The following is a 20,958-nucleotide window of genomic DNA, read 5'->3' on the forward strand; positions in this document are numbered from 1 at the left end:
ATTTATCCTTATCAGCAGATGCCGGATGGTAGCGTCGCCTTTTCCGGCCTACGGTTGTATCCATGAAAACGGGCCACCCGAAGGCAGCCCGTGAGATGATTACGATGCTTCGTCTAACCAGACTAGCAGAATCGCTTCGAGAATTTTTTCATTCGATGCAGCCGGATCGTCGTCGAACTCATCCAGCTCGCAAATCCACTGGTGCATATCCGTGAAACGCACAGTTTTCGGATCCACGTCCGGGCGGCTGTCATACAGCGCTTCGCCGATTTCGCGGCTGTCGGTCCACTTCAGGCTCATATTAATGCTCCCGCGCGTGGTTAATGGTGTAACGCGGGATCTCGACCACCAGATCTTCATCGGTGACGCGCGCCTGGCAGCCTAAGCGGCTTTCTGGCTCCAGACCCCAGGCTTTATCCAGCATGTCGTCTTCGTCTTCCGTGCTTTCCGGCAGCGAATCAAAACCTTCACGCACAACACAGTGGCAGGTGGTGCAGGCGCAGGATTTTTCGCAGGCGTGCTCAATCTCAATGCCACCGCGCAGGGCAACATCCAGAATGGTTTCACCGCTCTTAGCTTCCAGAACTGCGCCATCCGGACAGAGGTCCTGATGAGGCAGAAAAACAATTTTAGGCATATTAAACCTCGTCGACGGAATGGCCTTTCAGCGCGGTACGTACGGATTGATCCATACGGCGCGCGGCGAATTCCTGGGTTTGTTTATCTACATTTTTAATGGCTTGTTCTATCGCGTCGGTATCATCGCCCCCGGCAACAGCGCGCAGTTGCGCCACCGCCTCGTCGATAACCGCCCGCTCTGCGGCGCTTAACAGCGCGGCGTCAGCGGCGAGCGCACCGGTCAAACTTTCCAGCACGCGCGCGGCTTCCACTTTCTGCTCCGCCAGCATGCGTGCTTTCACGTCCTGCTCGGCGAAACTCATGGAGTCTTTGATCATGTCGGCGATTTCGCCATCGGTCAGACCGTAAGACGGTTTCACCTGAATGGACGCTTCAACGCCGGTCGATTTTTCCATCGCCGTCACGCTCAGTAAGCCGTCGGCATCCACCTGGAAGGTGACACGAATATGCGCCCCGCCCGCTGGCATCGCCGGAATACCGCGTAAGGCAAAACGCGCCAGCGAACGGCAATCGCTCACCAGTTCACGCTCGCCCTGCATCACGTGAATAGACATGGCGGTTTGCCCGTCTTTAAAGGTGGTGAACTCCTGGGCGCGCGCCACCGGAATGGTGGTATTACGCGGAATAACCTTCTCGACCAGGCCGCCCATGGTTTCCAGCCCCAGCGAAAGCGGGATAACGTCCAACAGCAGCATTTCGCTGTCCGGCTTGTTGCCGACCAGAATATCTGCCTGAATCGCCGCGCCGATGGCGACCACTTTATCCGGATCAATAGAGGTCAGCGGCGTGCGGCCAAAAAACTCGCCCACGCGCTCGCGCACCAGCGGCACGCGGGTGGAACCTCCCACCATCACCACTTCCAGCACCTCTTCGGCGTCTACGCCTGCGTCTTTCAGGGCGCGGCGGCACGAAAATAAGGTGCGTTTCACCAGCGGGGCGATCAGCGCGTCGAACTGCTCGCGGGTGATGTCGCCCTGCCAGCCGGCAACGTTCACCGTCACGCGGTCGGCATCACTCAGCGCAATTTTGGCGGCAATTGCCGCGTCCAGTAGTTCGCGCTGCTGACGGGCATCGCCACGTTCAGCCATGCCCGCCTGCTCGCAGATAAAATCTGCCAGCAGATGGTCGAAATCGTCGCCGCCAAGGGCGGAATCACCGCCCGTTGCCAGCACTTCGAACACGCCACGGCTGAGGCGAAGAATAGAGATATCAAAGGTTCCGCCGCCGAGATCGTACACGGCGATAACGCCCTCTTTGCCGGAATCCAGACCGTAGGCGATAGCCGCTGCGGTCGGTTCGTTCAGCAGACGCAACACGTGCAGGCCCGCCAGACGCGCAGCGTCTTTGGTGCCCTGACGCTGTGCATCATCGAAATAGGCCGGAACAGTGATCACCACGCCATCGAGTTCACCGGAAAGTGTTTCTTGCGCACGGGCGGCAAGGGCTTTGAGGATATCGGCGGAGACGCGGATCGGGTTAACCAGGCCGCTACGGGTGACGATCATCGGCAGGCCGTTTTCGCTTGACTGGAACTGCCACGGCAGATGCGGGTAGCGCGCCTGAATATCGACAAGGCTGCGGCCCATCAGGCGTTTAACGGAACTGATGGTGTTGACCGAATCCAGCGCCGCATTGTTACGCGCATCAAAGCCGACAGTGTGGCTGTCCGCCTGATAATGAACCACAGAAGGGAGTAAATGACGCCCGGCGCTATCGGCCAGCGTCTCTGCCTGGCCGCTGCGCACGGTGGCAACCAGTGAATTGGTGGTACCGAGGTCGATGCCTGCCGCCAGCCGACGCTGGTGCGGCGCGGCGCTCAGGCCCGGCTCACTAATTTGTAATAAGGCCATGGTGTGCTTCCAAAAAAATTAAAAACCGAGCAGTTTTTCTTCGAGTTGTTCTGTTGAGCTGCGCAGTTTATCGAGAAAACGCAGTTTACGCACGGTATCCGCCGCCGCATCCCACGCTTGCGTATCGAGCTGTTCCACCATCAGTTGGTGGCGCGCGTCGTACATCCCTTTGATCCGTTTCTGGAAAGCGTCCAGACGCGTTGCATCTTCAGCCTGTGCTATTTCATCCAGCTCTTCGCGCAGCTCAAGCTGCTCCATTAAAAAGGCGGTATCGCGCACGGTGTGCTGTTCGGACGCTAAATCGAAACCATGCAGCGAGAGCAGGTATTCGGCGCGCGCCAGCGGGTTGCGTAGCGTTTGCCAGGCCTGATTAATGGTAGCGGATTGCTGGACGGCAGCCAGTTGCTCCGCCTGCGGCTGGTTTGCAAAGCGGTCGGGATGGAACTGGCGTTGCAGATCCTGAAAACGCGTCGCCAGCGCCTGGATGTCGAGTTGATATTGGGCCGGCAACCCAAAGAGGGTGAAGTAATCCATAACAATTCCGGGTGTGCAATCGTAATAAACCCCACGCGCAGAACGCTGCGGTGGGGTCATCGGATGAGGCGATTAAACGTTGAAGCTTTCGCCGCAACCGCACTCGTCTTTCACGTTCGGGTTGGTGAACTTAAACCCTTCGTTCAGGCCTTCTTTGACGAAGTCCAGTTGAGTGCCGTCAAGGAATTGCAGGCTTTTGCCGTCAACCACTACCTTTACGCCTTTGTCTTCGAACACCGTGTCTTCATCATTCGGTGCGTCGACAAATTCCAGGACATAGGCCATACCAGAACAGCCGGAGGTTCTCACCCCCAGGCGCAGACCAAACCCTTTACCACGGTTGGCCAGAAAGGTATTGACGCGCGCGGCAGCACTGTCGCTCAGGCTAATGGACATGACAACAACCTCCCGCCTTATTTCGCTTCTTGTTTGCTTTTGTAATCCGCAATCGCGGCTTTGATCGCATCTTCCGCCAGGATTGAACAGTGGATTTTCACCGGCGGCAGTTCCAGCTCTTCGGCGATATCGGTGTTTTTGATAGCCTGCGCTTCGTCCAGGGATTTGCCTTTCACCCATTCGGTGACCAGCGAGCTGGACGCAATTGCCGAGCCGCAACCGTAGGTTTTGAAACGCGCGTCTTCGATGATGCCTTTATCGTTAACTTTGATTTGCAGCTTCATCACGTCGCCGCACGCTGGCGCGCCAACCATGCCGCTACCGATGCTGTCGTCGCCGTTGTCGAACGAGCCAACGTTGCGCGGGTTTTCGTAGTGATCGATTACTTTTTCGCTATAAGCCATTTTTGATTCTCCTGTTTGCGCAACCGTTAATTAATGATGAGCCCATTCGATGGAATTGATATCCACGCCCTGTTTGAACATGTCCCACAGCGGAGAGAGTTCACGCAGACGGCCGATGGATTTGCGTACCAGCGCAATGGTGTAGTCAATTTCTTCTTCAGTGGTAAAACGCCCTAAAGAGAAACGGATGGAGCTGTGCGCCAGTTCATCATTCATGCCCAACGCGCGCAGCACGTAGGACGGTTCCAGGCTTGCAGAGGTACAGGCAGAACCGGAGGAAACAGCCAGGTCTTTCAGCGCCATGATCAGCGACTCGCCTTCAACGTAGTTAAAGCTAACGTTGAGGATGTTCGGCGCGCCGTGTTCGAGATCACCGTTCAGGTACACTTCTTCGATATCGTTGATGCCGTTCCACAGACGGCTACGCAGACCGCGCAGACGCGCCATTTCGCTCGCCATCTCTTCTTTAGCGATGCGATAGGCTTCGCCCATGCCGACGATCTGGTGAACAGGCAGCGTACCGGAACGCATACCGCGCTCGTGACCGCCACCGTGCATCTGTGCTTCGATACGTACGCGTGGTTTACGCTGCACGTACAGCGCACCGATACCTTTCGGGCCATAGATTTTATGACCGGAGAAGGACATCAGATCGACTTTCAACTGGCTCAGATCGATAGGCAGTTTGCCGACGCTCTGGGTGGCATCCACGTGGTAGATAATGCCGCGCGCACGGCACATTTCGCCGATGGCTGCAATGTCCTGTACCACGCCGATTTCGTTGTTCACGTGCATGATGGACACGAGGATGGTGTCATCACGCATCGCCGCTTCCAGTTCTTTCAGATCGATAATGCCGTTGCGCTGCGGGGCAAGGTAGGTCACTTCAAACCCTTCGCGCTCAAGCTGGCGGCAGGTGTCCAGCACGGCTTTGTGTTCGGTTTTACTGGTGATGATGTGCTTGCCTTTTTTCTGATAAAAGTTGGCTGCACCTTTGATCGCCAGGTTGTCGGATTCGGTTGCACCGGAAGTGAAGACGATTTCGCGCGGGTCAGCACCGACCAGTTCAGCAATCTGGTTGCGGGCGATATCTACCGCTTCTTCAGCTTGCCAGCCAAAACGGTGGGAACGGGAGGCCGGGTTACCAAAGGTCCCGTCCAAAGTCAGAAACTGCATCATTTTCTCGGCAACACGCGGATCCACCGGCGTGGTTGCGGAGTAATCGAGATAGATCGGTAATTTCATTGCTCTTTAAACTCCGTACATCGCTCTAATGCAAGGAATCAGGCAACCGGCTGGATGTACGACCGTGTTAACAGGGCACTTTTACGCGCCCTGGCCCGATTCTGAATTCTGTTTTTATTATGCGCGCAGTTTAACGTCGATAGCGTCTTGAGCGCGGGTGCTGCGATGGGATTCGTTGCTGTGCTGACGGTCAGAGACGTCCAGAATTTCCTGATTATTCACCAGCTCACCGAGAGTGATGTTGTTCAGGAAACCGGTCAGACGGTCACTCAGATCGCGCCACAATGCATGGGTCAGGCACTTATCGCCGCCCTGGCAGCCGCTTTTACCCTGGCAGCGCGTGGCGTCTACAGATTCGTCAACGGCGCTGATCACTTCGCCAACGGCGATGCTGTTAGCGTCTTTGCCCAGCAGATAACCACCGCCAGGACCACGAACGCTGGAGACCAGACCATTTTTACGCAAACGGGAAAACAGCTGTTCCAGGTAGGAGAGGGAAATTCCCTGACGCTCGGAAATATCAGCTAACGGAACCGGGCCCGCGTCGGAGTTGAGTGCAACGTCCAGCATTGCGGTCACGGCATAACGCCCTTTAGATGTCAGTCTCATGTCTTACAAGCCTCAAACTCGCCCCTGCGCGGGGTGTATTTTTAATATGTTAATGTTGCATAGCAGGGGCAAGTCTGACATTCCCGACTAAATTGGTCAACTATTTAGTTGACTGTTTTAGTCAAGTATTTGCCGTTTCGTGCTCAATGGGTTGCGTTGCCTTATCCGGCCTACGGAGAGTAAGGTTTGCCGGCCCAATCACCCTTTCGTTTTTTGCTCGATTGACGCCAAAATGCCACGCAAAATGTTGAGCTCCTGGCTTTCCGGGCGGGCACGCGTAAACAGACGACGCAGTTTGTTCATCACCTGGCCGGGGTGGTTTTCGCGAATAAAACCGGTGGAAAGCAGCGTTTGCTCCAGATGCCCGTAAAAGCGCTCGAGATCGTCAACCAGTGGATACGGCGTCTCTTCATGCTCAACGGTGGCTGCATCGCTCTCTTGCGTTGCCAGCCAGGCCATACGCACTTCATAAGCGATAACCTGTACCGCCATCGCCAGGTTCAGCGAACTGTATTCCGGGTTGGCGGCAATCGCCACATGGTAGTGACACTTTTGCAGTTCTTCATTTGTCAGGCCAACGCGTTCGCGACCAAACACCAGCGCGACCGGAGCGTGTTCTGCTTCATTGACGCTTTTCAGACCGCATTCGCGCGGATCGAGCATCGGCCACGGTAATGTGCGGGAACGCGCGCTGGTTCCGACCACCAGGCTGCACCCGGCTAACGCTTCATCTAAAGTATCGACAATTTGCGCATTGCCAATCACATCGCTGGCACCGGCGGCCAGCGCAATGGCCTGCGAATCTGGTTTCACCAATGGGTTGACCAGCCAGAGATTGGTTAAACCCATTGTTTTCATGGCGCGAGCAACAGAGCCCATATTGCCGGTGTGGGACGTTTCTACCAGTACGATTCGAATATTTTGCAGCATAGATTTTCAACGGCTAAAGAATATTGGCGGATACTATCATAAACCGGAGACATAATTCGAATTCACTGCTATCATACGCGCCGTTTTCCGTTCTTTAAAATCCAGTGAGAGAGACCGATGCATCCGATGCTGAACATCGCCGTGCGTGCTGCGCGCAAGGCGGGTAATTTAATTGCCAAACACTACGAAACCCCTGACTCCGTAGAAACCAGCCAGAAAGGCAGCAATGATTTCGTGACCAACGTTGATAAAGCCGCTGAAGCGTTAATTATCGACACCATCCGCAAATCTTACCCGCAACACACCATCATCACCGAAGAGAGTGGTGAGCACGAAGGCACTGACCAGGATGTGCAATGGGTTATCGATCCGCTGGATGGTACCACCAACTTTATCAAACGTCTGCCGCACTTTGCGGTGTCTATCGCCGTTCGTATTAAAGGCCGCACTGAAGTCGCGGTAGTTTACGATCCGATGCGTAACGAACTCTTCACTGCCAGCCGTGGCCAGGGCGCACAGCTTAACGGCTACCGTCTGCGCGGCAGCACGGCGCGCGATCTGGATGGCACCATCCTGGCGACCGGCTTCCCGTTCAAAGCCAAACAACACGCAACCACCTACATCAACATAATCGGCAAACTGTTTACCGAATGCGCGGATTTCCGCCGCACCGGTTCCGCTGCGCTGGATCTGGCATACGTTGCCGCTGGCCGTGTTGATGGTTTCTTTGAAATCGGTCTCAAGCCGTGGGATTTCGCCGCGGGTGAACTGCTGGCACGTGAAGCAGGCGCGCTGGTATGCGATTTCACTGGTGGTCATAACTATCTGATGACCGGCAACATCGTGGCGGGTAACCCGCGCGTGGTGAAAGCGATGCTGGCGAATATGCGCGACGAACTGAGCGATGCGCTGAAGCGTTAAGCCATTGATTGCCGGATAAGCGTTTTACGCGCTATCCGGCAAACATCGCTAAAACGGTCTTAACCCACCGCCCGGCGGCAAGGCACTCACCCACATAATCACCGCTGCACTCACCAGAATCACTCCCCCGGCTAATGCCAGCGTTGTCCAGCCCACCTGTCGCCATAAAACCGGCGTTTTCTGCCCGCTTAATTTGACAGCCAGTTGCCGAAAACCATGCACCAGCAAAGCCAGCCCGCTGATGGTGAGCGACGTACCGGCGGCCATCGCCAGTGCCGAGGCAATCCCCCAGGCAAACACACCAATCACTTTACTGAACAACAACACCATAATCGCCCCGGAACAGGGACGCATACCCATCGATAACACAATCATCAACCGCGCGCGCCAGTCCTCGCCGCTTTGCAGTTGTGATTGCGTGGGTAAATGCTGATGCCCGCAACCGCAGCCATCGTGATGCACATGATGGGGCGTAAACGCACGGAATTTCGGCGCTTGCAGCAACCCTCGCAATTTTTTCACTGCCCGCCAGCACAGCAATAAACCCAGCACGCCGACCAGCAGATAACTGCCCTTCTCCAGCCAGTAACCGCTCAGATGCAACTGCCGCGCGGGCAATGCCAGAACGCCCAGCACGACGACCACCAGTCCAATAGCCACCAGGCCTTGCAACAACGAGGAGGCCAGCGTCAATGCAATGCCGGATTTCAGTTTTGAGGGATGCGTGGCAAGCCAGGTGGTTATGACCACTTTGCCATGCCCCGGCCCGAGCGCATGCAGCACACCGTACACAAAGCTGAAAAGCAGCAACGACCCGCCCGCTTTGGTGGGGTTTTCCGCCACCCGCTTGAGCAAGGTGCTCATCTGCATATTCACATCACGCTGCCAGAGCACACTTTTCATCATTACCTGCGGCCACGCGTGCCACAGCCAGAAACCACCCGCAGCGGCGCAGGCAATAAACAGCAGCACAGGCCACCCTTGCAGCCAGCGCCGTTTGCGCATCATCTGCCCGGTGATTACTGACATACCAGCGTCACCGTTTGAGCAAACTGTTTACCCAGTTCCATGTCTTCCTCCGGGGCATCACTTTTATCCAGCGACTGGGCATAATTAAGCACCTCTTCGCCGGGTTTAGGGGTATGAACACTCATTTTACAAGCAGACTGCAATGCCGCAGGCAACATGACATCGTTCTCTTTGTCGTAACTCATATCCACGTAATAGGTGGGGTCGAACGTAGCAAAGGTATATTTTTGCCCTTTCAGCGGCTGCGCTTGCGCCAGGGGCAGAACAAAGGTCAGCACCGCCTGGTGTTCTTCACGCGCCAGGCCATATTCGCTCGGTCGATTGAGAAACTTCACCTTCTGCCCGTTATGCCACACTTCGGTGAAATAGTGCTGACCCAGCACATTCGCCATCACTTCCGCCGCCAGCTTTTTCCAGATTTCATCACCCGGTTTTGCGTCACCTGCGTCATACAGAAGATCCGCTGAAGTAATTTCGTCCATCTTCCAGCGCATTTTCAGGCCGGTAAATTGGCCGTTGTCGGTTAAAACCTGCGTTTTCATGCGAATAAAGCTGTGCGGATGCGCCATCACATAAAACGATAAAAGCGCGAGAATAAGCCCCATGACGCACTGTTTAACTACTTGCATGTCTTCCTCACGTGAAAAATTCTGTGATGCTCCCCGGCATTCCTGATGGAAAGAGCAGCGGTCACGCTGTCGCTCATCATACCTTTAACTATTCTTATCAAATACCGGTCTTATCAAATACCCTAACTGGACTCTGACAGATGACCATGACGCTGACCCCACCATCTGTGCTCTCCAGTCCGCAGCGTCGCTGCCAGGTGTTGCTGCTGCTCGCGTTACCCGGGCAACGTATCACCATGGAAAATATCAGCGCCATTAACGGAGTGGACGACACCGTCGCCCTACAGGATATCGCGGAAACGCAGAGCGAAATCCAGCTTTACCATCGGCTTTCCATCGTGCCGCACCCGAACGGCAGCTACCAGATTGAAGGTACGCCGCTCGATCAGCGCCTGTGCCTGCTGCACTGGCTGCGGCGCGCGTTGCGGCTGTGCCCGCAATTTATCACGCAACACTTTACCCCGGCGCTGAAAAATGCGCTTAAACAACAAGGCATTGCCCGCACACTGTATGACGATACTAACCTGCGCGCCTTGATTAACCTTTGCTCCCGCCGCCTGCAACGCTCTTTCGAATGTCGGGATATGCAGTTTTTACGCCTCTATTTGCAATATTGCCTGCTGCAACATCACTATGGCCAGACGCCGGAATTTAACCCGGTGCAACAGGCGTGGACGCAGATGCGCGCCGAATATCTGGTCGCGCAGGACATTGTCCGCCACTGGCAACGGCGGGTTGCCGCCGGGAGCCATGAAAATGAGCACCTGTTTTTGTCGCTGCTCTTTATGCTGGTGCGCACACCCGACCCAACCCGCGACGATCATCACCAGGATCACCGCCTGCGACAAGCCATCAGCGATATGATTGAGCGCTTCCGCCAGCTTGCGGACATGCGCTTTAGCGATGAACAAGGGCTAACCAACCAGCTTTATGTTCATCTGGCGCAAGCGCTGGTTCGCAGCCTGTTTGGTATCGGGATTGATAACGCCCTGCCTGCGGAAATCCATCAACTTTACCCGCGCCTGATGCGCACCACCCGCAGTGCCTTACAAGCGCTGGAGCACGAGTACGGGATGCGTTTTAGTGATGAAGAAGCGGGACTGGTGGCGGTGATTTTTGGTGCCTGGCTGATGCAGGAGAGCGATCTGCATGAAAAACAGATCGTGCTGATTACCGGGGAAGAACACGCAAGAGAGCAGGAAATAGAGCAGCAACTGCGTGAATTAACGCTGCTGCCGCTCACCATTCGCTACCTGTCGCTGGCGGAGTTTCGCAACACCGGTGCGCCGAAAGACGTGACGCTCATCATCACGCCTTACACCACGCCGTTGCCGCTTTTTTCCCCGCCGTTGATTCACACCGACGGGCCCTTGAGCGAGCAGCAACAGCAGCATATCCGCGCCATGCTGGAGGGTTAATTCGCCCCTTGAGCCGCGACTGACGGGCGCAGAAACAGCGCCGGGATAGCCAGCAGTGCCATCACAAAGAACAACCCCTGGTGCAGGTATTCAAACAGGAAACCGGCGAACATGGTCATCAGAGCAATACTGCCGCCCATCGCCACCGCAGAGTAGACCGCTTGCAGGCGGATCACTTCGCTGCCTTTACGCGCAGAGATATAGCGCATCGCGGCCAGGTGGCAGACGGTGAAAGTGCCGCAGTGCAGGATCTGCGCGACAATCAGCCACGGCAGTTCCGTGGTCCAGCCCATCAGGCTCCAGCGCACCAGCCCGCAAATGGCAGATAACAGCAGCAGATCGCGGGCGCTGAAACGGCGGAAAAGCCGGTTGCTGAGGGCAAAGATCACCACTTCCGCCACTACGCCTAACGACCACAGGTAACCGACGATCGAGGCGGAATACCCCGCCGATTGCCAGTAAATCGCGCTGAATCCGTAATAGGCCGCGTGTGCACCCTGCAACAGCGAGACACAGGCGAGAAAGCGCCAGTTCTGCACAATTAATGTCCGCCACGCTGCCCAACCTGCGCCATCGGTCTGTCGGCTTTCACCCTGCGGCAAAATCGACGGTCGCAGCAGCATGCCCAGCAGCATAGACGCCACACCCAGCGTCAACATCGCGAGGATCGCCTGGTAATCAAACAGGCTGACCAGTTTGCCGGTCAGCGCAGATCCAATCACAAACGCAATCGAGCCCCACAGGCGCACGCGGCCATAATCCATCGGGAACTGTTTTTGCCATGTTCCCGCCAGTGCATCGGTCAATGGCACCAGCGGCGAGAAAAAGAGGTTAAAGCCGACAATCACTACCGCCAGCCACGCAACATGGCTACCGGCATGGAACGCGAGGGCAAACAGCAGCGTCGCCAGCGCCAGCACGCGCAGGGCGGTAATCAAACGGGAAGGATCGCTCACGCGCGGGGCAATCAGCAGGCTGCCAAGAAAACGGGCGATCAGCCCTGCGCCAAGCAGCATACCGATGATGTCCGGGGTCAGGCCCACGCCTTTGAGCCAGACGCTCCAGAAAGGTAAGAAGATACCGTAGCTAAAAAAGTAGGTGAAATAAGCGAGCGCCAGCCAGCGCGTGGACTGCAAGACCATGATTTCCTCCTGGAATGGAGGCGATAGTCTGGCGGTAAACGGCCAAACTGGCAAGTAACAATCAGATAACAAACCTGCGCTGGCACAGGTTATCAGCGAATATATGAATCCAGCACGCTCAGCACTACGCCCAGGTCGGCTTCGCGTTTGATTTCATCATTTTCATGAACGATATGTTCGGTGAGATGGCCTTTAATGACTTCCCGCATTAACCCATTGACCGCACCGCGGATCGCCGCTATTTGCTGCAACACCTGCGCGCATTCATGAGGTTCATCAAGCATTTTCTTCAGGGCAGCCACTTGCCCTTCTATTTTGCTCGCCCGCGCTTTTAGCTTTTTTTTATCCCGGATGGTATGCGACATACAGACCTCAATCGACAATACGTAAACGACCGCCAGCATAACATGCATTAACTGGGGTGAGTTAATTCTACTGGGGGGTAGTATTTTTTACTGGGGGGGAGTAGATTTGAGCGCACAAAAAGTTACCGGGAATAATTCTCATGAATGACTTCGCCACCCTGTTTCAACAAGGGAATGCCTGGTTTTTTATCCCCAGCGCGATACTGCTTGGCGCACTGCATGGCCTGGAGCCAGGCCATTCGAAAACTATGATGGCGGCATTCATTATTGCCATTAAAGGCACGGTCAAACAGGCGGTAATGCTGGGGCTGGCGGCCACGCTCTCCCATACCGTTGTGGTTTGGTTGATAGCCCTTGGCGGCATCTGGGTAAGCCATAAATTTACCGCCGAATCGGTGGAGCCCTGGCTGCAAATGGTCTCGGCAGGGGTGATCATTGCCACCGCCGTGTGGATGTTCTGCCGCACCTGGCAGGAAGAACATCATCACAATCATCATCACCATCACGCGAGCCGCGCGGTGATCCTCCAGCCGCAGCCGGTTGCAGTAATGCACGCGCAGCCTGCGATCCTGTCACTGCGCAGAATGACAAAAGAGGAAGCGTATCAGGATGCGCACGAACGGGCGCACGCAAGGGATATTGCGCGGCGTTTTACTGGCACGGAAGTGACCAACGGGCAGATTATGCTGTTCGGTTTAACCGGCGGCTTAATCCCCTGCCCGGCGGCAATTACCATTCTGCTTATTTGTATTCAGTTGAAAGCAATAACCTTAGGCGCGACGCTGGTGGTGTGTTTCAGCATCGGCCTCGCGCTGACGCTGGTTACCGTTGGCGTGGGGGCAGCCATCAGCGTGCAGCAGGCAGCAAAACGCTGGGCTGGCTTTAATACCCTCGCCCGCAAAGCACCCTATTTTTCCAGCGCGTTGATTGCGCTGGTGGGCCTGTATATGGGCATTCACGGCTACGCCGGGCTGCAATAAGGCGAAAAAAAGCCCGCTTGCGCGGGCTCGTTTGATGTCTGAGTCTTATTTACGCGTAAACCGGGAAGCGCGCGCAGATATCCAGCACTTTCTGTTTGGTGCGCTCGATAACCGCTTCGTCATTAATGCTGTCCAGCACGTCACACATCCAGCCTGCCAGCTCTTTCACTTCCGCTTCTTTGAAGCCGCGACGGGTGACTGCCGGGCTACCAATGCGGATACCAGAAGTGACAAACGGGCTTTTCGGATCGTTCGGCACGCTGTTCTTGTTCACGGTGATGTTAGCACGACCCAGCGCAGCGTCAGCTTCTTTACCGGTCAGGTTTTTGTCCACCAGATCCAGCAGGAACAGGTGGTTATCCGTACCGCCGGAAACCACTTTGTAGCCACGGCTCAGGAACACTTCCACCATCGCTTTGGCGTTTTTTGCCACTTGCTGCTGGTAGGTTTTGAACTCTGGCTCCATCGCTTCTTTCAGCGCGACCGCTTTACCCGCGATAACGTGCATCAGCGGGCCGCCCTGGCCGCCAGGGAACACGGCAGAGTTCAGTTTTTTGTACAGCTCTTCGCTACCGCCTTTTGCCAGGATCAGGCCGCCGCGCGGACCCGCCAGGGTTTTGTGGGTCGTGGTGGTCACAACGTGCGCATGGGGAACCGGGTTCGGATAAACGCCTGCGGCAACCAGACCAGCAACGTGCGCCATATCTACAAACAGATATGCACCGATGCTGTCAGCGATTTCGCGCATTTTTGCCCAATCAACCACGCCGGAGTATGCAGAGAAGCCGCCGATGATCATTTTCGGCTTATGTTTCTGCGCCTGCGCGTTCAGATCGTTGTAATCAATGTGGCCGGTTTCGTCGATGCCGTAAGGCACGATGTTGTACAGCTTGCCAGAGAAGTTAACCGGGGAGCCGTGAGTCAGGTGGCCGCCGTGCGCCAGGTTCATACCGAGCACGGTATCGCCCGGCTCCAGCAGAGAGGTGTAGACCGCGAAGTTAGCCTGTGAGCCAGAGTGCGGCTGCACGTTGGCGTAATCTGCGCCGAACAGCTCTTTTGCGCGATCGATTGCCAGCTGTTCAACGATATCAACATATTCACAACCGCCGTAGTAGCGTTTGCCTGGGTAACCTTCGGCGTATTTGTTCGTCAGCTGAGAACCCTGAGCCTGCATTACACGCGGGCTGGTGTAGTTTTCGGAGGCGATCAGTTCAATGTGTTCTTCCTGACGTACTTTTTCCTGCTCCATAGCCTGCCACAATTCGGCATCATAATCGGCAATGTTCATTTCACGCTTTAACATCCGCATCTCCTGACTCAGCTAACAAAACGACTCTAAATAAGGGCCCAAATGGGGAACGGCTGACAGTATAACTGATTACTATTCTGATAACAGGTCTTGACAAAGGTTTTTACGCAAACGATTGGCTCCGCGCCAGGCAAGGCTTTGAGCGATAACACACTTCGTGATTTAAGCGGATTTCTTTTCAGCTTTGTGATGCAACTTCTTCACGTTCGATAACCCTGCCTTTACTGCGCGCTTTACAACGCAGCGTTGAAAATTATAAGATGCATTTAAAATACAACTTTAAATGTTCACTTGTAAGGAAGCCACCATGCTCGACGCCCAAACCATCGCAACAGTCAAATCTACTCTTCCCCTGCTGGCAGCAACCGGCCCTAAACTTACCGCTCATTTCTATGACCGGATGTTTACCCATAACCCGGAACTGAAAGAGATTTTTAACATGAGCAACCAGCGCAACGGCGATCAGCGTGAAGCGCTGTTTAATGCCATTGCCGCTTACGCCAGCAATATCGACAATCTCGCCGCACTCCTGCCAGCGGTGGAAAAAATCGCCCAGAAGCACACCAGTTTTCAGATCCAACCTGAGCAATACAACATTGTTGGCGCACATCTGCTGGCAACGCTTGACGAGATGTTCAACCCGGGGCAAGAGGTGTTAGACGCGTGGGGTAAAGCCTACGGCGTGCTGGCGGGTGTGTTTATCAATCGTGAAGCGCAGATTTACAGCGAACATGCCGAAAAAGTGGGCGGCTGGCAGGGTACGCGCGCATTCCGTCTGGTAGAAAAGAAACCGCAGAGCACGCTTATCACCAGTTTTGAATTTGAACCGGTTGATGGTCAACCGGTAGCCGATTACCAGCCAGGCCAGTACCTCGCCATTTGGCTGAAACCAGACGGTTTCGCGCACCAGGAAATTCGCCAGTACTCCCTGACCCGCCAGCCGAACGGCAAAAGTTACCGCATTGCCGTAAAACGCGAAGAAGGCGGCCAGGTGTCGAACTGGCTGCATAACGAAGCGAAAGCGGGCGATATCGTGCATCTGGCCGCGCCTGCCGGGGATTTCTTTATGGATGTCGCCGCCAACACGCCGGTGTCATTGATTTCCGCCGGGGTGGGTCAAACGCCGATGCTGGCGATGCTTAACCATCTTGTGCAGTCAAAACACACGGCACAGGTAAACTGGTTCCACGCGGCGGAAAACGGTGAGGTTCATGCTTTTGCGCAGGAAGTCACTCAGCTTGGCGCGATGCTGCCGCGTTTTGAAAAGCAGGTCTGGTATCGTAAGCCTGGTACGGCGGAGGAAGGCCTTTTCGACAGCGCAGGACTGATGGATTTAACGACGCTGGAAGGGAAATTCAGCGACCCGGCAATGCAGTTTTATCTTTGCGGCCCGGTCGGCTTTATGCAGTTTGCGGCGCAGCAACTGGTGACGCTTGGCGTTGCTAAAGATCGTATTCATTACGAATGCTTCGGCCCGCATAAGGTGCTGTAACACGCTGCCCTCACCTTGCGGGGTGAGGGCAAAATAGCAAAATAGTTAGATGGCGGCGTCGTCTTCTTCGCCGGTACGAATACGCACCACGCGCGCGACATCAAAGACAAAGATTTTGCCGTCACCGATTTTGCCCGTCTGCGCGGTACGAATGATGGTATCGACGCAGGTATCGACAATATCGTCGCCCACCACAATCTCAATCTTCACTTTCGGCAGAAAATCCACCATATACTCTGCACCACGGTACAGTTCGGTGTGGCCTTTCTGGCGACCAAAACCTTTCACTTCGGTGACTGTCATCCCGGTGATGCCGACTTCAGCCAGTGCTTCACGTACGTCATCCAGTTTGAAAGGTTTAATAATCGCATCAATCTTTTTCATGGTTGTTCCTTACACGCTCTTGCCAGTCTGCTGCATCGTAATCGGTTGCTCACAGTACCATAATCATTTCGCCATTACTCTTTAAAGTCATTGGCGTCCAGTTCATGGCGGGAGAGTAATTTATAGAACTCAGTGCGGTTGCGCCCCGCCATTCGCGCGGCATGCGTGACGTTACCTTTGGTGATTTGCAGCAGCTTGCGCAGGTAGTTCAGCTCAAACTGATTACGTGCTTCGACAAAGGTTGGCAGCGCGGTATTCTCGCCTTCCAGCGCCTGCTCAACCAACGCATCGCTAATCACCGGTGACGAGGTAAGCGCCACGCATTGCTCAATCACGTTGACTAACTGACGCACGTTGCCGGGCCAGGTGGCGGTCATCAGGCGTTTCATGGCGTCGGTGGAAAAGGCGCGGACAAACGGTTTGTGCCGGTCCGCTGCCTGGCGCAACAGATGATTGGCGAGCAGCGGAATATCTTCCGCGCGCTCCGCAAGCGCAGGGATCTTCAGGCTGACAACGTTCAAACGATAGTAGAGATCTTCGCGAAACTCGCCGCGCGCCATCGCTTTGGGTAAATCACGGTGCGTGGCCGAAATAATCCGCACATTAATATCGATATCGCGGTTGCTGCCAAGCGGGCGCACTTTGCGCTCCTGCAAGACGCGCAACAGTTTGACCTGCAACGGGATCGGCATATCGCCAATCTCATCGAGAAACAGCGTGCCGCCCTCTGCCGCCTGAAAAAGCCCTTCCCGGCTGCTGACTGCGCCAGTAAACGCGCCGCGGGCGTGGCCGAAAAGTTCAGACTCCAGCAACTGTTCCGGCAGCGCGCCGCAGTTGATGGCAATAAACGCGCTTTTGCTGCGCGGGCTGGCGTTGTGAATGGCTTGCGCGAGGATCTCTTTCCCGGTGCCGCTCTGGCCGTTAATCAGCACGCTGACATCCGATTGCGCCACCATTCGCGCCTGCTCCAGCAGACGTAACATCACCGGGCTGCGGGTAACAATGGTTTCGCGCCACTGATCGTCCCCTGTCGAACCGCTATGCTCCAGCGCGTCGTCAATGGCTTTATACAGCGCGTCTTTGTCGACCGGTTTGGTGAGGAAGCTGAATACGCCCTGCTGTGTGGCGGCGACTGCGTCAGGGATCGAGCCGTGCGCCGTCAGAATGATCACCGGCATGCCCGGCTGTACGCGCTGGATCTCGGCGAATAACTGCATGCCGTCCATTTCGTCCATCCGCAGATCGCTAATCACCAGATCGATTTTTTCACGCGCGAGAATGCGCAGCCCCTCCTGCCCGCTTTCGGCAGTGACAATGCTGTAGCCTTCGCTGGTGAGGCGCAGCCCCAGCAGTTTTAACAAGCCTGGATCGTCATCCACCAGTAATAAATGGGCAGGCTTACGGCTGGTCATTGCTTCACATCCTCTTGATTCCCGTCGCTCTTAGACGGGTGTGTGCTATCCGGCAGATCGGTGGCGGCCGGTTTACGGGTGGAAAGCCGCCGCTCGATATCGGTGAGGTTCTGTAGTTTGCGGGTGGTGGTTTCCAGTTGCTCACGCAGAAATTGTTGCTGCGAGCGCAGGCTATCCAGCTCGCTGTCGGCGGATTGCTGCAATTTACTGTAGCGGCTGCGCTCTTCTGCCAGCTGAAGCTGCGCCATTTCACCATCGCGCCATAATTGAAAGAGCGGGCGCACCTGAGCAGGAATAGCGGTGCTTAAGGCAGCAAGCTGTTCGGTGTACTCGCGGCGCTCCAGCGGCGAGATTTTGGCATTTGACAATAAAATGCCGCGCCGGAATGTCGCCTGCCACGTATCGTCAGACCACGAATGCGCCTCAGCACGAGCCGCCGCCGGGGCTAAACGCTGGGCGCAGTCCATGCTGCGCAGCCAAAAGAGCGGGTTATTATCGATGTTCTGGCCCGACAGTGACCAGATTTCATTGCAGTCCGTTGAGAGAAAATCAGCCAGTTGATGCTCCGGGAGCCGTTCTTCCTGGTTGTCATGAATAGCGCTTTTCGGCGTTTGCGATACGCAACCGGCCAGTAACAGGCAGGGCAGCGCACGAAGCCACAAGTGTTGCTGTGCAACCGCGTTCACAACGCGGGAAAAAAGATGCGACATACTCACCAGATCCAGGTTCATTTAATGGTTTTTTCCGGCGCAGTGAGCGGTAACTCAATACGGAAACAGACATCGGCTTTGCCATCAGCCACCAGATGCAACTCACCCTGCATGCGGCGAATGCAATCTCTGGCAATGCTTAGCCCAAGCCCGCTGCCTTTTACCGCTCCCTTACGTTGGTGGCTTCCCTGAAAGAAGGGTTCAAAAATCATTTCGCGTTCCGCTTCAGGAATGGGTGTACCGGTATTCGCCACATCGATACAAAGCCGTGCGCCGGCAAGATAACTGTGGAGGTAAATGGTACCGGATTCAGCCCCATAGTGCACCGCGTTGGAGTAAAGATTATCCAGCACGCTCATCAGTAACATCGGTTCCGCCTGGCACGTTGCCACATCAAGGGCGACATCGGTATGCATCATTTTAGCTCGCGCGGGCAAACTGTGGGCAGAGATAACCATATCGACCAGCGGCTCCAGCTCCACCTCTTCCAGCTCGACGGCGCCATCTGCCAGTTTGCGATTATAATCAAGCAGTTGCTCGATCAGCTTTTGCAAATTGCGGCTGCTGGCATCGAGGATTTCCACCACCTCTTTTTGCTCTGGCGACAGCGGCCCGACCACCTGATCGGCAAGTAGCTCCGTGCCTTCACGCATACTGGCGAGCGGGGTTTTGAGTTCGTGCGAAATATGGCGCAGAAACTGGTGACGCTGTGACTCAAGCCACGCCAGCCGCTCGCTGAGCCAGATGATGCGTTCGCCCACGGAGCGCAATTCGCGCGGTCCTTTGAACGCCACGGTATGCCCAAGGGATCGCCCTTCCCCCAGCCGGTTGATCATACGCTCGATGCCCTTCACCGGGCCAATAATCATGCGGGTAAAGAGCAGCACCAGCCCGAGGCTTACCAGAAACAGCACCAGCGCCTGCCAGCCAAAAAACTGGCCGCGCTCGGCAATTTCCAGTTGCAACTGCTGCCCGCGAGAAAAGACCACGGCGCGGGTCGATTGCACCATTTCGGTATTGGCGGCGGCAAAGGCTTCAAGCTGGGCGGAGGCCGCGGCTGACGGGCCGCTATTTTTGCATTGCAACTGGGCGAGATCGTTTAAGTCCTGGCGCAGCGCCTGGTAGAGTTTGTCATCCGGCAACACACCTGCGTGGGCGTCCAGCATTTCGCTGTAGCGTTTGCGTTGGTTTTGGTAGACACGCGCCAGCGTGGCATCGTCCAGCACACAGTACTGGCGATAGCTGCGTTCCATCTCCAGCGCGGCATTGGTCATCGCTTCACTGCGACGCGCGTCGATAAGGGTCGTGCGGTTGGTTTGCAACGCCTGCGCGCTGAGCGCATTCAGGCTTTGCCATGCCTGCCAGGCTAATACCAGCAGCGGCAGCAGAATCAGCAGGAACGCCATCATCACCAGTTGGCGTAACGAGCGGGGGAACACAGGCCAGCGTTTCAATGCAGTACTCTCGCAGGAAAAGGTACAGAGATGCTAGCGAGTGCCGGAGTAAAGAACAACAAAGCCGGGCAAAAGCCCGGCTTTGTTATGAAATTAGGCGGTGCCTAACTCGACGTTTCGCCCGATGTCTGATAAAGCTAAGCAATGATCAGCAGGTGGACGGCAGGCACCTTTACGTGCGTCATTCTAAGTTTATGTAGCGCGTCCCGAAGGGGCTGACATAAGAAGGTGAATGAGCCACTGCGCGATATTATGCACATAATATGCCAGGTTGCCAGCAATTAATTTAAGTAGTTGATAATTACGTTTTTATTTCTAACAAGATATAACATAAACACGCTCACTATTTGAACGCCCTGTCGCTATTTAGCAACACTCATATAGCGTAAAAAATAAAATCATATAAATCAAAAGATTAAGTGTCTCTTTTTGGAGACAACGATAAATATCTGATGTCGGGAAAACCCGACACTTTTAGAGAGTGACGTTAAAGATAGACTCATGCCTGAATCAGACGTTTGAATAAGAGCTGCTGAATATCCTGGCGGTGAGACAAAACAGCATGCACGTTGATTGTTTCTTCATCAATAGAATATAAAACCCGATATCCACCGGACGTATTACATTCACGATATTTTGCGCAGCCTAGTTTGACCAGTTCAGGGCATTGCTGACAGCCAAGCGGGAAGCGCCCCACTCTTGCTTCAAACTCATCCAGAATCTCCGCGATAACAGGGCGGGGTTCAATATCAATGCGCTGTAAATGGGTAACTATCTGATCAACACAAACTTTTGCGGTTCGCGTATAAATAAAAACAGTGCGGCTATCGTCCATAATCTGCTCTAAAAGTGGTCAATGCATTATTCGAGACTTACAAACCTGATAACAGATCATCTCTGGAGTAGACCTGTCCTTCTGCTTTATCTTTTTCCGAGAGCGTCAGCAATTTCAGTAAGGCAATAGCGTTTTCACGCTCCTGTTGCTGATCATAAGACTCAATGACATAGGCAGGCACACCGTTTTGCGTTACCAAAATAGGCTCAGCGAGATCGAGCGATGCGGCATTTTTCTTAACGAAGCTGATAGTTTCAACTTTCATAATCAT

At 55.0% G+C, this 20,958-nt stretch carries 24 protein-coding genes; 4 read left to right on the forward strand and 20 right to left on the reverse strand.

Features of this window, described 5'->3' with window-relative positions; genetic code table 11:
• Nucleotides 1-99: 99 nt before the first annotated feature.
• The 9 genes from iscX to trmJ form a co-directional block, all read right to left on the reverse strand.
• Nucleotides 100-300 carry a Fe-S cluster assembly protein IscX gene (iscX, locus tag Q5705_15160; protein WLI75919.1) on the reverse strand — a complete coding sequence of 67 codons (201 nt, stop codon included), beginning with the start codon at nt 298-300 and terminating at the stop codon, nt 100-102.
• A gap of 1 nt (nt 301) precedes the next feature.
• Nucleotides 302-637, reverse strand: coding sequence for an ISC system 2Fe-2S type ferredoxin (gene fdx, locus Q5705_15165; GenBank protein ID WLI75920.1), 336 nt, complete (start codon nt 635-637; stop codon nt 302-304).
• Between the two features lies 1 nt (nt 638).
• Nucleotides 639-2,489: a Fe-S protein assembly chaperone HscA gene (hscA, locus tag Q5705_15170; GenBank protein WLI75921.1), complete on the reverse strand. Its 1,851-nt coding sequence runs from the start codon at nt 2,487-2,489 to the stop codon at nt 639-641.
• Between the two features lie 18 nt (nt 2,490-2,507).
• Nucleotides 2,508-3,023, reverse strand: a complete 516-nt coding sequence (hscB, locus tag Q5705_15175; GenBank protein ID WLI75922.1) for a co-chaperone HscB — start codon at nt 3,021-3,023, stop codon at nt 2,508-2,510.
• Nucleotides 3,024-3,095: 72 nt separating this feature from the next.
• Entirely contained in the window at nt 3,096-3,419 is a 324-nt protein-coding gene (gene iscA / locus Q5705_15180; protein WLI75923.1) for an iron-sulfur cluster assembly protein IscA, read from the reverse strand.
• A gap of 17 nt (nt 3,420-3,436) precedes the next feature.
• Nucleotides 3,437-3,823: a Fe-S cluster assembly scaffold IscU gene (gene iscU / locus Q5705_15185; GenBank protein WLI75924.1), complete on the reverse strand. Its 387-nt coding sequence runs from the start codon at nt 3,821-3,823 to the stop codon at nt 3,437-3,439.
• A gap of 30 nt (nt 3,824-3,853) precedes the next feature.
• Complete coding sequence (gene iscS, locus Q5705_15190; GenBank protein ID WLI75925.1) at nt 3,854-5,068, reverse strand: cysteine desulfurase; 1,215 nt, start codon at nt 5,066-5,068, stop codon at nt 3,854-3,856.
• 117 nt (nt 5,069-5,185) lie between these two features.
• A complete protein-coding gene (iscR, locus tag Q5705_15195) occupies nt 5,186-5,677 on the reverse strand; it encodes a Fe-S cluster assembly transcriptional regulator IscR (protein ID WLI75926.1) in 492 nt (163 codons plus the stop codon).
• A 198-nt stretch (nt 5,678-5,875) separates the two neighbouring features.
• Nucleotides 5,876-6,607 (reverse strand): tRNA (cytosine(32)/uridine(32)-2'-O)-methyltransferase TrmJ, encoded by a 732-nt coding sequence (gene trmJ, locus Q5705_15200; GenBank protein ID WLI75927.1) that lies wholly within the window; start codon nt 6,605-6,607, stop codon nt 5,876-5,878.
• A 117-nt stretch (nt 6,608-6,724) separates the two neighbouring features.
• Between trmJ and suhB the strand changes: the two genes are divergently transcribed.
• The gene (gene suhB, locus Q5705_15205; GenBank protein ID WLI75928.1) at nt 6,725-7,528 is read left to right on the forward strand and encodes an inositol-1-monophosphatase; all 804 of its coding nucleotides are present in this window, start codon (nt 6,725-6,727) and stop codon (nt 7,526-7,528) included.
• 48 nt (nt 7,529-7,576) lie between these two features.
• On the opposite strand, the gene Q5705_15210 is transcribed toward suhB, so the two are convergent.
• The gene (locus tag Q5705_15210) at nt 7,577-8,557 is read right to left on the reverse strand and encodes a nickel/cobalt transporter (protein WLI75929.1); all 981 of its coding nucleotides are present in this window, start codon (nt 8,555-8,557) and stop codon (nt 7,577-7,579) included.
• Nucleotides 8,548-9,186, reverse strand: a complete 639-nt coding sequence (locus tag Q5705_15215) for a DUF1007 family protein (protein WLI75930.1) — start codon at nt 9,184-9,186, stop codon at nt 8,548-8,550. The genes Q5705_15210 and Q5705_15215 overlap by 10 nt, the downstream gene beginning before the upstream one ends.
• 140 nt (nt 9,187-9,326) lie before the next feature.
• Here Q5705_15215 and csiE point away from each other — a divergent pair, with 140 nt between their 5' ends.
• A complete protein-coding gene (csiE, locus tag Q5705_15220) occupies nt 9,327-10,604 on the forward strand; it encodes a stationary phase inducible protein CsiE (protein WLI75931.1) in 1,278 nt (425 codons plus the stop codon).
• On the opposite strand, the gene Q5705_15225 is transcribed toward csiE, so the two are convergent.
• The gene (locus Q5705_15225) at nt 10,601-11,746 is read right to left on the reverse strand and encodes a 3-phenylpropionate MFS transporter (protein ID WLI75932.1); all 1,146 of its coding nucleotides are present in this window, start codon (nt 11,744-11,746) and stop codon (nt 10,601-10,603) included. The two genes, csiE and Q5705_15225, sit on opposite strands and share 4 nt — an antisense overlap.
• Nucleotides 11,747-11,838: 92 nt before the next feature.
• Nucleotides 11,839-12,111 (reverse strand): Ni(II)/Co(II)-binding transcriptional repressor RcnR, encoded by a 273-nt coding sequence (gene rcnR, locus Q5705_15230; protein WLI75933.1) that lies wholly within the window; start codon nt 12,109-12,111, stop codon nt 11,839-11,841.
• A 140-nt stretch (nt 12,112-12,251) separates the two neighbouring features.
• Between rcnR and Q5705_15235 the strand changes: the two genes are divergently transcribed.
• Nucleotides 12,252-13,091, forward strand: coding sequence for a nickel/cobalt efflux protein RcnA (locus Q5705_15235; GenBank protein WLI75934.1), 840 nt, complete (start codon nt 12,252-12,254; stop codon nt 13,089-13,091).
• Nucleotides 13,092-13,140: 49 nt separating this feature from the next.
• On the opposite strand, the gene glyA is transcribed toward Q5705_15235, so the two are convergent.
• The gene (gene glyA / locus Q5705_15240) at nt 13,141-14,394 is read right to left on the reverse strand and encodes a serine hydroxymethyltransferase (GenBank protein ID WLI75935.1); all 1,254 of its coding nucleotides are present in this window, start codon (nt 14,392-14,394) and stop codon (nt 13,141-13,143) included.
• Between the two features lie 313 nt (nt 14,395-14,707).
• Between glyA and hmpA the strand changes: the two genes are divergently transcribed.
• A complete protein-coding gene (gene hmpA, locus Q5705_15245) occupies nt 14,708-15,892 on the forward strand; it encodes an NO-inducible flavohemoprotein (GenBank protein ID WLI75936.1) in 1,185 nt (394 codons plus the stop codon).
• Nucleotides 15,893-15,937: 45 nt separating this feature from the next.
• Here hmpA and glnB read toward each other — a convergent pair whose 3' ends face one another.
• The 6 genes from glnB to Q5705_15275 all read right to left on the reverse strand — a co-directional run bounded on the left by glnB (nt 15,938) and on the right by Q5705_15275 (nt 20,952).
• Entirely contained in the window at nt 15,938-16,276 is a 339-nt protein-coding gene (glnB, locus tag Q5705_15250; GenBank protein WLI75937.1) for a nitrogen regulatory protein P-II, read from the reverse strand.
• 74 nt (nt 16,277-16,350) lie between these two features.
• A complete protein-coding gene (gene glrR / locus Q5705_15255; protein ID WLI75938.1) occupies nt 16,351-17,688 on the reverse strand; it encodes a two-component system response regulator GlrR in 1,338 nt (445 codons plus the stop codon).
• The gene (gene qseG, locus Q5705_15260; protein ID WLI75939.1) at nt 17,685-18,419 is read right to left on the reverse strand and encodes a two-component system QseEF-associated lipoprotein QseG; all 735 of its coding nucleotides are present in this window, start codon (nt 18,417-18,419) and stop codon (nt 17,685-17,687) included. The genes glrR and qseG overlap by 4 nt, the downstream gene beginning before the upstream one ends.
• Complete coding sequence (gene qseE, locus Q5705_15265; GenBank protein WLI75940.1) at nt 18,416-19,852, reverse strand: two component system sensor histidine kinase QseE/GlrK; 1,437 nt, start codon at nt 19,850-19,852, stop codon at nt 18,416-18,418. The genes qseG and qseE overlap by 4 nt, the downstream gene beginning before the upstream one ends.
• A 499-nt stretch (nt 19,853-20,351) precedes the next feature.
• Entirely contained in the window at nt 20,352-20,687 is a 336-nt protein-coding gene (locus Q5705_15270) for a type II toxin-antitoxin system RelE/ParE family toxin (GenBank protein WLI75941.1), read from the reverse strand.
• 37 nt (nt 20,688-20,724) lie between these two features.
• Nucleotides 20,725-20,952 carry a type II toxin-antitoxin system Phd/YefM family antitoxin gene (locus tag Q5705_15275; protein WLI75942.1) on the reverse strand — a complete coding sequence of 76 codons (228 nt, stop codon included), beginning with the start codon at nt 20,950-20,952 and terminating at the stop codon, nt 20,725-20,727.
• Nucleotides 20,953-20,958: the final 6 nt, after the last annotated feature.

The organism is Kosakonia sp. H02 (assembly GCA_030704225.1).
GTDB lineage: Bacteria > Pseudomonadota > Gammaproteobacteria > Enterobacterales > Enterobacteriaceae > Kosakonia.